Source organism: Ruegeria sp. AF5 (assembly GCF_056541905.1).
This window is the reverse complement of sequence record NZ_JBQFYZ010000026.1, coordinates 1-13,189: the sequence shown is the minus strand read 5'-3', so window position 1 is coordinate 13,189 and position 13,189 is coordinate 1. Positions and strand designations below refer to the sequence as shown.

The window sequence follows — 13,189 nt, the reverse complement described above, 5'->3', positions numbered from 1 at the left end:
ACGTGTTCAGCTGTTCCGCTTTCGGCTCATAAGCCCATATCTGACTGCCCATGCGCGAAACGATAGGCGTCTGCGACGGTCCTGTTTCACCGGGTGTTTCGACTGCGCGCCACCTTTTCGGTTGAACTCGAAAACGTCGATGATGCGCTCGGCGCAACCGCAGGCTTCGCCCATGCCAACTTTGGCAAAGTAGAATTTTTCGAAACGTTCCGGGTTTCGCATGGCACCCCTCCTGTTCAAGCGTAACTCCAAAAGCCAAGTGCCGCCAAATCACTTTGTTGCGGATGCAGAGGGGGTCCTATGGCGCGGCGAATGCGCTTCCCGTCCAGACATTGTCCAATTGATTGAAGACCGGCGAGGTGATGAGCATCTCGGCAGGGTACAGCAATTGCAGCTCATCCGCGAACCGTGTGACGCCGGGTACAAGCCCGGTGATGTTCTGCCACGCTGCCCAGCTGTCGGGATCGGACAGGCTGTTGGGATTGCCGGGATCAGCGGCCTGGTGCCAACCGGCCGCATTCAGGATCGGTGAAAGGGCAAAGCGCGCATCGTTGCTGTCAACCTCGGAACAGGCAGCAGCATCGCATTCCCAGCTTGTCCAGTCTGCCGCCGCGATGGTCCCGGCAATCGGGGCGGCGGCGTCGATGACCCGTGCCAGAACCTCGAACCCGCCACCCGCAGTCGGACGGCTGAGCGACAGGGGGTCGGTGGCCACGGCATGCAGCGCCGCAGTCGGTGCCAGGCTGAGGGTTCGACCGATCAAAGCCAGCTGTGCGATGCCGTCGGTCACGGGGCCTGATCCGGCGGCCGGAAGGACCCTGACAGGTGTCAGGATCGGCACCGCACCGCCACGTATCGCGATCTCCTGCAACGCATTGTCGAAGGCCGGAACGAAATCACTGCGGATCGTGTAGCTCAGCGGAAAACTGGCCTGCTGCGGACCAACGGGCCTTGCACCGTCGCGAGTGATGAAAGACATCGGCGGAACGGCACCCGGCTGCGGCAGCGAAATCTGCGGTCCCGCGATACCCAAAGCGGCCGCGATCATGCGTGCGCGCTGTTCGGCCTCACCATACTCGCTCAGCAGATTGATATAGCCGCCGATCTCGGTGATGTTGCGCGGCGCAGGGATGCGCGAAGGGGCAATATCGCCCGCAATGGCCAGCCTATGGGCAATCACCTCACGGGCACGCTGGATCGCTGGAGAGTTGGTCGTTTCAAGGATATTGATGATCGCCTCGGCAAGGCTTTCATCAATTCCCGGTTTGTCCGTCACATTTGTGCTCGTGTCACTCATTGTCGTCCTCCGCAGGGGCGTTCAGGCCATTGAGGAAATCCAGCACCGACTGGCTGCCGGCCTTGGTCGCGCTGCCGTCATCAGCATCCGCATTTGCCTTGGTGAAGGCCCCGAAAAGCTTGGCCAGAAGCAGCGTGTTGGACGGGTTGGCCAAAGCCGTAGCCCCGCCGGGGAAATCCTTGAACAGGTTTTGAACGAAACCGACCCGGTTGCCATCCGGTTGCCCACCGATCAGCGCGGAAACACCCGAAGCGTTCTTGGCGATATCCTCAAACCCCTTGATCTTGGCGGCATTGCTGGCGTCGAATGCCTTCTTGTCAGCGGCGGCCTTCTTGGCCTCTTCCTCTTTGCGGGCGGCAGCGATTTCCTGACCTTTACCCGCAAGTTCCGTGGCCTTTCCAACCAGCTCCTTGGTCAGATCCGTCGCCGTGTCGATGGCCTTGTCACGCCCCGCAGCGACCGATTGCGTTTCAAGCGCCAGTTGCGCCTGCAACTCCTTCAGACCCGTCAGATCGGTTCCCGCCCGCGCAAGATCGGGCGCAGCCTTGAGGATTTCGGCCAATTGCGACGTGGGCACAGCCTGGCCGGTGCCAATGTCGCCCCCTGCAATGGTCAGCGTGTTCGAAGGCTGGTTGTTCGGCAGGTCTGACGGCGCACGTGTACCAAAGATGGCGTCACTGTCAGCAGGCAGGACCGGCGCGTCGCCAACCGGTGGCGGTGTCGGGCTGTCCTGCCAGTTCCAGAAGCGGCGATGGTCGATCATCTCGCAGGAATTGCAGCGGCCCAGTACAGCCTCGCCCAACAGGCCCTTGGTCGGCAGCGAGATCGTGCGGCGCGGTGGTCGGAAGTCTTCGCGATGGAAGGCCAGAAGACTGTCCTGAATGTCACCGGTCCGCATCTCCATCCGGTCGGCCAAATCGGGCGGGATCGAGAAGGGCATGATCATGGCATTGCCATAGAACCCCAACACCTTGTTCTGGACGGTGCTGAGCAGCGATATCTCGCTTGAGGCATCGTCCAGCCCGCCTTCCGGTACCCCTATGGTGAAACGCTCCAGCAGGATCGCACGTTCTTCGTCCGTCATGCTGGCCCAGATCACGCGGGAATAGCGAACGGTGTTGGCTACAACATGCTGGTACATTTCTTCGATGCGGCGCAGATCCCGGCGTGACAGAACGTCCGGCACTTCCTGCACGGAATAGGGCAGGGTGGCAGGCAGCGCCTGGAACGTATTGTCATCAACAACGGTCTGGGCGTTTTCGTTCATACGCGCCTCAAACTCGCTGATCATGGGCGGTCCCACCAGATCGTCAAAGTCCGAGCCCGAGATCGTGGTGCGAAGGCTGCGGTTGATATTGCGGGTCGCCCGATCCAGATCGTCGGCATCTTCCAGATTGGCCAGATGTTCCCAGATGTTGAAAATATTGATGGGATCAGGACCGGTGTAGAACGAGTAGGCAAACGAACCCGTCCGCCTGCGCAGCTCGACACGGGCGATATCCGACCGCTCGACCGAACGGGGCAAAGCCACAGACCCGGTATAGGTCCGGCGCTTGGTCGGATCACGCCGCGCATCAGCCAGCCGGACAAGCAGGTTCTCGCGTGTTTCCGCTGGCAGGTCATGCAGGTTGTCGATGTCTATCGGCGATCCGGTCAGCGGCACAGGTCCGACCCGGTCGCCATCCTGCGTGAAGATCACGACAGAAATGTCATCATTGGGCATGAACGTGCCCTGCGCCTCGAAACTGACGATGTCCTGCGCGACGCCGGGCGCGTTCTGCGGTGTTGCGTCCTTGTCCGCATAAAACTCTTCCAGCAGCTTCAGTGCGCTGCGGAATCTGCGGCGGCTTCGGAACACGCGTCGGAACACTTCTGCATGGCGCAGGATGACCTTGTACCGGCTCAGCAATCCGGACCGGGTGACATTGCCCGGCAACTGATCGCCTTGCCCCAGACGGCGGAAGCGGATGAGTTGCATGGGCACAAAGACCACCAGCTGCACCCCCTCGATACGCGTTTCCAGAGAAAAGTCGCGCAGGACTTCGAACCATTGCATGGTCATTGCGTGGCAATGATTGCGGTTGGCCACGAATTTCGTTGTGGCCGTCCGCCGATCCGTCGCAGTTGCAGTGCGCACACTGGTCCGTGCCGAGTTACGCTTGACCGAAGCCGCCCGTTCAAGCGCGGCAGAGAATGTCTCATGGGTGTCGGACAGAAAATCGCGCGATGTGTTCTGCGTGTTGGACGAATTGCCGGAAGAATTCGAACTGGACCGTGCGCCGCTGAAGCCCACGCCGCCGACGATGGCCCCGATGCCTCCGAACAGGCCGCCACCAACGCCACCTGCGCCTCCGAAGCTCTTTGAAAAAGCGCGGGTCGAAAACGAAGACGTGCCCTGAATTACCTCATCCAGCGCGCTTTCAAACGTACTGTCAAAGGACGTGTCGCGGGCTTCCTCGAACTCTTGTTGCTCTTCAAATGTCAGGCTCTCTCGTTCACGTACGCTCAGTGTTTCGCGCTGTTCCGACACGACTATCCGCTGCTCTTCTCCCGGGGCAAGCGGCAGGGAATAGACCAGCCGACCCAAAGACATGCCAGCATGGACAGCCGTCGACCGCATCTTGGCAATATAGCCAAGCGCAAGGCTCGACGCTTTGGGCACATCCTGCGGCCGTTCTTCAAGATCTTCAAAGAAGTCTTCAATATCAATGGGTTCATCAATCGGAATTCGGTCCCGAAAATCCCAATCACCCCCGTCATTGTTGAACGCGGCCAGAAGCGTTTCGGCGGACAGATTGGCCTGAGCAAAGGTTGTACCCGGAATAGTCGTCACAAAACGGCCACCGCCTATGGGGCGTGTTCGAACGATATTCTTGGGCCCGACGAGCGGATCAATCAGCCGGTACAGAACCGAATAGCGCCGCCGTGAAACCGTGCCGCCTTCGGTTCGGTACTCCGACGCGCAATCGCCCTCGCCCAGCACGATAGGGGCCTGCGTACCGGTGAAATCGGATATGTTTTCTTCAGCATCCTCGGGATCCACCGGCAAGATATCGGCCAGCTCACCGACGATCGAACGCTGCAAAGGCAGGACAGTGCGATCCAGCACCACAAGGCCCATTTCGCCGTCCAGCGCGTCAACGCGTGGCACGGCTTCTGTCAGGGTGGTGTTCTGGCCCCTGATCCGTAACCGCAGGCCGTTCTGCGGCAGGCGGAGATTAGGCAGATCAACCGAAAAAAGACCACGCGCGTCCGTGACGGCGGCTTTGACAGCCCACGAAAAATCTGCGTTGTCGATCCCTTCATTGGCGGTAAAGGTGGGGCGCAGGACCTCGACGATCACACGTTCGGCCGGGGTCCCGTCAGGGTTGATCAGTTCCCCCCGCAATTTCGGGGCGAGGGTGGGAACGACCGCCCCCAGAAAGCCTCCGGCCAGATCTTCGCGAATGGTTGCAAGCTGGCGAAAAACCGCACCAGTCGACTGGACGCGCCGGTCGACCAGATCGTTGATCACTTCTGAGGACAGCTCTATTCCGACGCCACGGCGCAATGCCTTGAGCTTTTCCGCCTCAACCCGCTTCTGATCCTCAACGCTGTGCGCACCAGCCGCGACAGTGCCGGAAATTTCCGCTGATATCGATGGGTTAGGCCGAAGATTTGGTAGGGACAGCGTTATGCGCGGGGGCTCACTGCTGGAGTCGGACATGAACGTCACCTCTCGAGAAAGAGCTGAAAAAAACGAGATGTCAGAAAAAGAAGTCAAATCATTAAAGGTGACCCAAGGTAACATGTTTGGGGGATTCGCGGAAGCAACGCAGGGTTGTGCCTACCGCCGCGCGCGGCAAAGCGCTCAGGACAAGCACCGTGTCTCTTGCTGCTGACGGTATCCAGAATTGGTCAGAGTTGGACGAATAACCTGCCCGGAAACACCGGCATCCAAATCGCCTTTGGTCTAGTTTCGTGACTGCTGAGACGAATAGAAATACGCAATGGCCTGCGTGCGGTTTTTGACACTCAGCTTTTCGTAGATGTTGGACAGGTGAAACTTGACCGTGTTTGTCGAAATCTGAAGTTCCTTCGACAGGTCCCGGTTCGACATTCCTTGGGCCAGCGCCTCCAGAATTGCGCGTTCCTTACGCGACAGACTCTGGATTGGGTCCTGTTGCATCTTCCGGATATCGATGAACGGGAATACCATCTTACCCGCTGCAACTTTGGCGCAGGTTTCCAGCAGACCCTCAACCTCGCCCGTGCGGGCGGCAAATCCAGCCGCACCCGCCTGCATCGCCAATCGCGGGACATCGCCGCCAGTGTCGCCATAAACGACAAAGCGCGGGGCGTTGGGCTGATCGCGCAGAACCTCAATCAGTTTGGCGGCCCCCAAAACCGGAAGTGTCCAGTCGACGACACCAACCTGAACGGGAACCCGCATCACCGTTCCCAGAAACCCTTCGGCCGTTGCTGACGTGGCCATCAGCGAGAATCGGGGGTCTCGCTCGAATATTTCGGACATGGCCGACAGAACCAGCGGGTTGCCGTCCGCCAGCATGATGTCGATGGGTTTGTTCGGTGTCTCAACCATATGATTTTGCCCCGATTCCGGAAAAACCTACCTATAAGGATAGGGCATTTCTTTGTATACCTTCGTATTTTTACCAAAACGGGTAGGTATTGCCCCGTCCTATTGGCCATCCAAAAGCAGTAGTAAGTTACGTTGCGTCATAAAGCAAGCTCGCGTTTCCTGCTCGGTAACTTGACACAACGGGCCGCTATGCCCGGCCAACAGCCGAGGATGCCAGACCATGACTTTTCAGATTTTCCCTCCGCTCGAAATCCCTCAGACCCTCGCAGCGGGGCCGGGGCCGGGCAACACGGATGCGCGCGTCCTCAAGGCCTTTGCCGATGCAGGCGTTGCCGATCACATGCAGGGGGACGTCCTTAGGGGGATGGTCGAATGCAAGCACATGCTGCGGAAAATCTGGGGCACCCAAAACGTCTATACCTTTGCTGTTGCCGGCACCGGTTGGAGCGCCCTGGACACCATGTTTTCGGCTGTCATGCCTGGCGATAAGGTCGTTGCTTTTGCCAACGGGACATTCTCGGGGATCGACGCGCTGACCCTGCGGATCAAGGCGGCGACGCCCGAAGAACATGCAGCCAACCCGATGGCACCTCAGGCCGCCAGCGTCACCGTGATCGAGGTTCCGCACGGCCAGCCGGTCACCGGTGATCTGGTCGAAGCTACGCTGGCGCAGCACAAACCGAAATGGGCTTTCATGGCGCATTGGGAAACCGGATCGGGCCGCATCAATGACCTGCGCGGATTTTCCGACGCGTGCGAACGTCATGGCGCGATGGGTCTGATCGATGCGGTGTCGTCTCTGGGCGTCGATGACTTCTCGATAGACGATTTTCCGGGTATCGCCGGATGGGCGTCCTGCCCGCAGAAAGGTCTGTGTTGCTTGCCGCTGACCTATGCCCCTGTCAGCTTTACCGACGCCTATATCACCTCACTGAAAACCACCGGTGCCTATACCTATGTGCACAATCCCATCTTTGAGGCCCGCCATTGGGGCATTGTCGATGGGCAGGATGTTGAAAAGGGCACCTATCACCGCACCCATTCGGGCTACGCCGTTGCGGCCTTCCATGAATCCCTGCGCCTGACCCTTCAGGAAGGTCTGGCCAAGCGGTCCGCGTCGTACAAGACGCACGAGAAGGTTCTGCGGGACGCCGTCACCGAATTGGGCTGCGAGGTCACCTCCGACATGCCCAGCCTGATCGTGCTGAACCTGCCCCCGGAACTGGCTGGCCGCGAGATGGAGCTGGTCCAGAACTGCCGCGCGCGCGGGTTTGGCATCTGGCCGACGCTCAGCGCACCCGTGCAGGTGCGCATCGGCATCCTCAACCAATTGAACCGCGACGCCGTCAGCCGGATTGTGCGCCTGTTCGCCGAAGCCATCCGAGAGCTGGGCGGAACGGTCGACCAAGACGCAATCGAAGACCTGCTGGAAAGCCGTTACGGCACCTCAATCGCTGCATAAACAGGAGCGGATCAGATGGATATTCACGAATACCAGGCAAAGGAAATTCTTTCGAATTTCGGTGTCGCCATACCATCCGGCGCACTGGCCTACAGTCCGGAACAAGCGGCCTATCGGGCGCGTGAGCTGGGCGGTGACAAATGGATCGTCAAGGCGCAGGTCCATGCAGGCGGTCGCGGCAAGGCCGGAGGGGTCAAGCTGTGCAACACCGAAAACGAAATCTATCAGGCCTGCGATGATCTGTTTGGCCGCAAGCTGGTCACGCACCAGACCGGCCCCGAAGGCAAAGGCATCTATCGCGTCTATGTCGAAGCCGCCGTGCCGATTGATCGCGAGATCTATCTGGGTTTTGTCCTCGACCGGTCCAGCCAAAGGGTGATGATCGTGGCCTCGTCCGAGGGCGGGATGGAGATCGAGGATATCTCGGCTGACCGCCCGGAAAGCATCGTCCGCTCCATCGTGGAGCCGGCGGTTGGGCTTCAGGAGTTTCAGGCGCGCGAGATCGCATTCAATCTGGGGCTTGAACCCAGGCTGATCCAGCAAATGGTGCGTACATTGCAAGGCTGCTACGCCGCCTTTAGCGAGCTGGACGCGACAATGGTCGAGATCAACCCGTTGGTCATCACGGGTGACGACCGGGTGCTGGCGCTTGACGCCAAGATGAGCTTTGACGACAACGCCCTGTTCCGCCATCCGCAAATCTCTGAACTGCGTGACAAAAGCCAGGAAGACCCGCGCGAAAGCCGCGCGGCCGACCGCGGATTGTCCTATGTCGGGCTGGACGGAAATATCGGCTGCATCGTCAACGGCGCTGGTCTGGCGATGGCCACGATGGACACGATCAAGCTGGCTGGTGGCGAACCTGCAAATTTCCTCGACATCGGGGGTGGCGCGTCGCCTGAACGGGTGGCCAAGGCGTTTCGTCTGGTCCTGTCAGACGACAATGTTCAGGCCATTCTGGTCAACATCTTCGCCGGTATCAACCGCTGCGACTGGGTGGCCGAAGGCGTCGTTCAGGCCCTGCGGGAACTTGACCTCGACCTGCCCGTCGTCGTGCGGCTGGCTGGAACAAATGTCGAAGAAGGTCAGAAGATTTTGGCCAAGTCCGGCCTGCCGATCATTCGCGCCTCAACGCTGATGGAGGCGGCAGAACGCGCTGTTGGCGCATGGAAAAACGACCTTACTCAAGGCACCAAGATGAGGGCTGTGAAATGAGCATTCTTCTCGACCGTGACTCGCGCGTTATCGTGCAGGGCATCACCGGCCGCATGGCCCGGTTCCATACCAAGGACATGTTGAACTATGGCACCAATGTCGTGGGCGGTGTCGTACCCGGCAAAGGTGGCGAAACCGTCGAAGGTGTTCCGGTCTTTGACACCGTCAAACAGGCCGTCGAGGCGACCGGCGCGGACGCCAGCCTTGTTTTCGTACCCCCGCCATTTGCGGCTGATTCAATCATGGAAGCCGCAGATGCCGGTATCCGCTACTGCGTCTGCATCACCGACGGGATTCCGGCGCAGGACATGATCCGGGTGAAACGGTACATGTACCGCTATCCGAAAGAGAAACGCATGGTGCTGACCGGGCCGAACTGTGCCGGTACGATCTCGCCCGGAAAGGCGTTGCTGGGCATCATGCCGGGTCACATCTATCTGCCCGGCCATGTCGGCATCATCGGCCGCTCGGGCACGCTGGGCTATGAGGCTGCGGCGCAGCTGAAAGAACGCGGCATCGGTGTCTCGACCAGTGTCGGGATTGGTGGCGACCCGATCAACGGGTCATCCTTCAAGGACATCCTGCAGCGGTTCGAAGAGGACGAGGACACCCATGTCATCGCCATGATCGGCGAGATCGGTGGCCCACAGGAAGCTGAGGCTGCCGAATACATCCGCGACCACATCACCAAGCCGGTTATTGCCTATGTCGCGGGTCTGACCGCTCCGAAGGGCCGCACCATGGGCCACGCGGGTGCGATCATCTCGGCCTTTGGCGAAAGCGCCAGCGAAAAGGTCGAGATCCTGTCCGCCGCCGGGGTGACCGTTGCCGAAAACCCCGCGGTGATCGGTGAAACAATTGCCCGTGTGATGGAGGCCGCGTGATGGTCAAACCCTCGGTTCTTGTGACCCGTCGCTGGCCTGCCGCCGTCGAGGCGCAGCTGGCCGAGACCTATAATGCCGTTCTGAACACCGGGGACAAACCCATGTCCCCGGCCGAAATCCGGCAAGCCTTGAAAACTTATGACGCGGTGCTGCCAACTGTAACGGACACACTGAGCGCCGAGGCAATGGACGTCCTTGGTGCACAGACAAAGATCCTGGCCAATTACGGTGTCGGATACAGCCACATCTGCGAACCGTCGGCGCGTGAGCTGGGCATGACCGTGACCAACACGCCCGATGTTTTGTCCGAATGCACCGCTGATATCGCCATGACCCTGCTGCTGATGGTGGCCCGGCGCGCGGGCGAGGGTGAGCGCGAGCTGCGGTCCGGCAACTGGACCGGATGGCGGCCCACGCATCTGGTTGGAACCAAGGTCAGCGGCAAAACGCTGGGCATCATCGGCTATGGTCGCATCGGGCAAGAGATGGCCCGCCGTGCGCATCATGGCTTCGGCATGGACATCCTCGTCTACAACCGCAGTCAGATAGCGCCGGACGTGCTGGCCAGGTGCAATGCAACGCAGGTGGCCTCGATTGACGACTTGCTGCCGCAATGCGACTTCGTCTCGCTGCATTGCCCCGGCGGGGCTGAAAACCGCCATCTGATCAACGCGCGCAGACTGGGCCTGATGAAGCCCGACGCCTTTCTGATCAACACCGCGCGCGGTGAGGTGATCGACGAATGGGCGCTGATCCAGGCCCTGATGTTCGAGATGATCGGCGGAGCCGCGCTGGACGTGTTCGATGGTGAACCCCGTATCAGCCCGGACCTGCTGCAATGCGACAACCTCGTGATGCTGCCACATCTGGGCAGCGCCACCCGCGAAGCGCGCGAGGCGATGGGGTTTCGGGTTCTCGATAACCTGAATGATTTCTTTGAAGGCCGCGAACCCCGGGACCGCGTGATCTGATGCAAGCGCTGGCCCCGAATATGCAGCCCACCCCCAACCCCTCGGGCTATGCCGAAGGGTTGCGCTCGGAATTGCGGGCGTTGTGGCGGAATATATTGCTGAAACGGGCGCCACATGTGGCGGCATGGGCCGAGGCCACGCCGCTGCAAGCCATTCCCACGGGACCCGAGGCAACGCCGTATTTGCAGGCCCTTTCGATCTGGTTCCAACTGTTGCGCATCATCGATGAAAACGCCGAAGTTCGGGATCGTCGACTGACCGAAACCCAAAACGGCGCAGAAGCGGTAGAAGGCGGTTTTGCCGAAGCCCTGACAGACTTGTCGCTGACGTACAGTCAGGTGGAAAAGCTGACCGCTGACCTGTGTACCGGTCCCACCCTGACCGCGCATCCGACCGAGGCCAAGCGGGTAACGGTTCTGGAAATTCACCGGCGTATCTACCGCAACCTCGTCAGTCTTGAAACGCACCGCTGGACTCCGACCGAACACGCCGAATTGTTGAATGGTCTGGAGGGAGAGATTGATCTCTTGTGGCTGACCGGCGAACTTCGCCTGTCGCGCCCAAGCCTGCACGACGAGATCGAATGGGGGTTGCAGTTCTTCCGCGATGCAATCTTTGACGCCGTGCCGCAGGTTATGGGCCGGTTCGATCAGGCCTGCCTGCAAGTGCTGGGTCGTACGCTGAGCGATACACCCGATATCCGCTTTCACAGCTGGATCGGCGGCGACAGGGATGGCAACCCGAATGCCACGACCGAGATGACCGCATTGGCGCTGAAACGCGGACGCGAAACAGTTCTGGACCTATACCGCCAGGCACTCGAACGTGCCGCAAGCAGGTTAAGCATCAGCGCGCTGATATTGCCTTTACCTGAACCTGTCAGGACGCAAGTACAAGCGATAGTCGACCGGGCCCCGACCGCCGGGCGCAATCGGAACGAACCATTCAGGCAAGCACTCAATGCCATTCGTTATCGGCTGACAAACAACGGATATGATCACATCTCGCAATTCGTAGGCGATCTCGACACGCTTGATACCGCTTTATGTGCGGTCAACGCGGATATTCTGGCGCGGCAGCATATCCGTCCGCTGCGCCGGGCTGCTTCGGTTTTCGGGTTCCGGACCACAACGCTGGACATCCGCCAGAATTCGACCGTCACAACCGACGTTCTGGCCGAAATCTGGTCGCATAGCGGAAAGGTGCCGGTTTACGGCACAGCCGAATGGTCTGCCCGCTTGCGAACCGAACTGGCCGATCAGAACCTGCCCTATCAAAACCGCGATGCGTTAAGCGATCAGGCGCGGGAACTGATTGCTCTTCTGGCTCTGGTCCATGGTGTGCGATCGGGACCGGACCCCAAGGCAATAGGGCCCTTCATCCTGTCCATGACCCGTTCGGCCGACGACATTCTCGGTATCTACCTATTGGCCCGCTATGCCGGGTTTGGCTCCGAAACTTTGGATCTTTCGGTAGTCCCATTGTTCGAGACGATTGCCGATTTGCGAAATGCCCCATCGATCCTGCTGGACGTTCTGGCTGTCCCGCTTGCCCGTCGCAGCCTCAAAACCGACGGTCGGGTAATCGAGGTGATGCTGGGATATTCGGACAGCGGCAAGGACGGGGGCTATTTCTGCTCAACATGGGAGTTGGAGCGCGCCCAACGCCGGATCGTCTCGGCGCTGGCCTCGCAAGGTTTCAAGGCCACGTTTTTCCATGGTCGCGGCGGCTCGGTCAGCCGGGGTGGTGCACCGACCGGGCGTGCCATTGCCGCGCAGCCCAGCGGAACAGTTGCCGGGCGGCTGCGCGTGACCGAACAGGGCGAGGTGGTTTCGGCCAAATATGCCAACCGGGGCACGGCTGCGGCGCATCTGGAGTTGTTGCTGTCAAGCACGATGCGCCATACGGCGACCCTTGACGAGGCGCCTTCACGGCCTGAATTTGATGACGCATTGGATGCTTTGTCAGAGTTGTCACAGACAGCCTATGTCTCGCTTTTGCAGATGCCGGGTTTTCTGGACTATTTCCAGCAGGCGAGCCCCGTCCAAGAACTTGCCCGCCTGAAAATGGGATCCCGCCCGACCCGCCGGTTTGGCGCGGCCAGTCTGGATGACCTGCGGGCCATTCCGTGGGTCTTTGCGTGGTCGCAGAACCGCCACCTGATCACCGGCTGGTACGGGTTCGGCACCGCCATGGCCAGTTTTCGCAAGTTTCGCGGCGCGCGCGGTGATGACGTGTTGCACGACATGTTTCGACACTCCCGCCTGTTCCGCCTTGCCGTCGATGAGATGGAAAAATCGCTCTATCAGACGGATATGGAAATCGCAGCGCAGTATGGCGAATTGGTCTCTGATATCGAGATCCGCCAACGTGTATCGCAGGTGATCAAGGCGGAATACGATCGTGCCTGCAAAGCGATCCGGTTTCTGACCGGTGGTCAGGTCATCGGCCATCGCTTTCCCCGCCTTTGCGAGAGGTTTGACCGCAAACAGGCCGAATTGGCCCGCATTCATGCTCTTCAGGTCGAACTGCTGCAACACGCCCGCAACGAACCGCAGGCAGGGTCAGTTCCCGTGCCCCTGCTGCAATCCATGAACGCCATTTCCGCTGGCCTTGGCTGGACCGGCTAACCATTTTCAGGAGACCAAAACTGTGAACGCCCCGCATCGAACAGACGGATTTTTCACCCAGTCCTTGTCGGACCGCGATCCTGAGCTTTTTGGCTCGATCCGGTCTGAGCTGGGTCGTCAGCGCGACGAGATCGAGCTGATTGCGTCC

At 59.9% G+C, this 13,189-nt stretch carries 10 protein-coding genes; 6 read left to right on the top strand and 4 right to left on the bottom strand.

The features are described from left to right. Positions 1-6: 6 nt before the first annotated feature. From ACR0DS_RS19515 to ACR0DS_RS19505, 3 genes are all read right to left on the bottom strand, one after another. The gene (locus ACR0DS_RS19515) at positions 7-222 is read right to left on the bottom strand and encodes a hypothetical protein (RefSeq protein WP_480477457.1); all 216 of its coding nucleotides are present in this window, start codon (positions 220-222) and stop codon (positions 7-9) included. A 76-nt stretch (positions 223-298) separates the two neighbouring features. Continuing rightward, positions 299-1,297: a hypothetical protein gene (locus tag ACR0DS_RS19510; protein ID WP_480560716.1), complete on the bottom strand. Its 999-nt coding sequence runs from the start codon at positions 1,295-1,297 to the stop codon at positions 299-301. After that, entirely contained in the window at positions 1,290-5,003 is a 3,714-nt protein-coding gene (locus ACR0DS_RS19505) for a hypothetical protein (protein WP_480560714.1), read from the bottom strand. The genes ACR0DS_RS19510 and ACR0DS_RS19505 overlap by 8 nt, the downstream gene beginning before the upstream one ends. On the opposite strand from ACR0DS_RS19505, the gene ACR0DS_RS19500 reads away from it, so the two are divergent. Further along, entirely contained in the window at positions 5,002-5,178 is a 177-nt protein-coding gene (locus ACR0DS_RS19500) for a hypothetical protein (RefSeq protein ID WP_480560712.1), read from the top strand. The two genes, ACR0DS_RS19505 and ACR0DS_RS19500, sit on opposite strands and share 2 nt — an antisense overlap. A 71-nt stretch (positions 5,179-5,249) precedes the next feature. Here the strand turns inward: ACR0DS_RS19500 and ACR0DS_RS19495 are convergent, their stop codons facing one another. Continuing rightward, on the bottom strand, positions 5,250-5,879 hold the full coding sequence (locus ACR0DS_RS19495; protein WP_267365646.1) for a response regulator transcription factor: 630 nt from the start codon (positions 5,877-5,879) through the stop codon (positions 5,250-5,252). Between the two features lie 220 nt (positions 5,880-6,099). Between ACR0DS_RS19495 and ACR0DS_RS19490 the strand changes: the two genes are divergently transcribed. From ACR0DS_RS19490 to ACR0DS_RS19470, 5 genes are read left to right on the top strand one after another with little or no spacing between them, the layout of a single operon-like run. Next, entirely contained in the window at positions 6,100-7,341 is a 1,242-nt protein-coding gene (locus ACR0DS_RS19490) for a pyridoxal-phosphate-dependent aminotransferase family protein (RefSeq protein ID WP_480560710.1), read from the top strand. 15 nt (positions 7,342-7,356) lie between these two features. Next, positions 7,357-8,556, top strand: a complete 1,200-nt coding sequence (locus ACR0DS_RS19485; RefSeq protein ID WP_209508189.1) for a malate--CoA ligase subunit beta — start codon at positions 7,357-7,359, stop codon at positions 8,554-8,556. Beyond that, positions 8,553-9,440 (top strand): succinate--CoA ligase subunit alpha, encoded by an 888-nt coding sequence (sucD, locus tag ACR0DS_RS19480; RefSeq protein ID WP_209508187.1) that lies wholly within the window; start codon positions 8,553-8,555, stop codon positions 9,438-9,440. The genes ACR0DS_RS19485 and sucD overlap by 4 nt, the downstream gene beginning before the upstream one ends. Next, positions 9,440-10,411: a 2-hydroxyacid dehydrogenase gene (locus tag ACR0DS_RS19475; RefSeq protein ID WP_480560708.1), complete on the top strand. Its 972-nt coding sequence runs from the start codon at positions 9,440-9,442 to the stop codon at positions 10,409-10,411. The genes sucD and ACR0DS_RS19475 overlap by 1 nt, the downstream gene beginning before the upstream one ends. Beyond that, complete coding sequence (locus tag ACR0DS_RS19470) at positions 10,411-13,041, top strand: phosphoenolpyruvate carboxylase (protein WP_480560706.1); 2,631 nt, start codon at positions 10,411-10,413, stop codon at positions 13,039-13,041. Before ACR0DS_RS19475 ends, ACR0DS_RS19470 begins: the two co-directional genes overlap by 1 nt. Positions 13,042-13,189: the final 148 nt, after the last annotated feature.

Coding starts and splice junctions, on each gene's coding strand:
- ACR0DS_RS19475 (WP_480560708.1), top strand. CDS start 9,440: ATGGTCAAACCCTCGGTTCTTGTGACCCGTCGCTGGCCTGCCGCCGTC.
- ACR0DS_RS19515 (WP_480477457.1), bottom strand. CDS start 222: ATGCGAAACCCGGAACGTTTCGAAAAATTCTACTTTGCCAAAGTTGGC.
- ACR0DS_RS19510 (WP_480560716.1), bottom strand. CDS start 1,297: ATGAGTGACACGAGCACAAATGTGACGGACAAACCGGGAATTGATGAA.
- ACR0DS_RS19470 (WP_480560706.1), top strand. CDS start 10,411: ATGCAAGCGCTGGCCCCGAATATGCAGCCCACCCCCAACCCCTCGGGC.
- sucD (WP_209508187.1), top strand. CDS start 8,553: ATGAGCATTCTTCTCGACCGTGACTCGCGCGTTATCGTGCAGGGCATC.
- ACR0DS_RS19505 (WP_480560714.1), bottom strand. CDS start 5,003: ATGTCCGACTCCAGCAGTGAGCCCCCGCGCATAACGCTGTCCCTACCA.
- ACR0DS_RS19490 (WP_480560710.1), top strand. CDS start 6,100: ATGACTTTTCAGATTTTCCCTCCGCTCGAAATCCCTCAGACCCTCGCA.
- ACR0DS_RS19485 (WP_209508189.1), top strand. CDS start 7,357: ATGGATATTCACGAATACCAGGCAAAGGAAATTCTTTCGAATTTCGGT.
- ACR0DS_RS19495 (WP_267365646.1), bottom strand. CDS start 5,879: ATGGTTGAGACACCGAACAAACCCATCGACATCATGCTGGCGGACGGC.
- ACR0DS_RS19500 (WP_480560712.1), top strand. CDS start 5,002: ATGAACGTCACCTCTCGAGAAAGAGCTGAAAAAAACGAGATGTCAGAA.